Annotated in this window: 1 protein-coding gene; it reads right to left on the reverse strand. The window is 43.3% G+C overall.

Annotated elements, in window-relative coordinates; translation table 11 throughout:
• A partial coding sequence (locus tag R7040_RS28450) for a DUF945 family protein (protein WP_318097887.1) occupies positions 1–416 on the reverse strand: 416 nt, incomplete at its 3' end.
• Positions 417–580 lie beyond the last annotated feature (164 nt).

The raw sequence follows: 580 nt of genomic DNA on the forward strand, positions 1-580 counted from the left end.
TGCGCTTCATTGCGATAGTTCCAGCTGTCTAAATCCAACGTAAACGCAGTGTTACCATTAAGCTGTGTTTTGCTATGCATGGTAAGCGGGAGAAAATCGTTATCCACCAGCTTAGAGTCTGCTGTCAGGCTAGTTAAGCCATGGCTTACATCACTCGTGACTTCGAACATAATCGGCAAACCATCGCGTTCAAACTGTGTTTTCAGTTCAGGGTCAACCACTGAGTATCGAGTTAATACAACGGAAGAAAGGTAGCCGCGTTGGTATTCAACAACTTCGCCTTTGATCATCTTATCGTTCATATTGGCGATACCGTCTTCAATAATCGACTGACCAATTTGACCAACCGCAAGCGGCCAACACAACGCCAATGAGATTGCACCACCGATGGCGCCTAGTTTTTTTAAGTTTTGCATAACATCACTTTTCAGGTATTTGCGCTCAGTCTACCCCAAACTAATAACGGATAAAACATTGAGATAAATCAGACTATTGATGCTAATTCTAGTCCATTAGTCAGGAATCATACGCAGCTCGCACTCATTGCGCCGTTTTATTGATAAAGTTTGCTTGGCCAAGT

Source organism: Vibrio sp. 1069 (assembly GCF_033340555.1).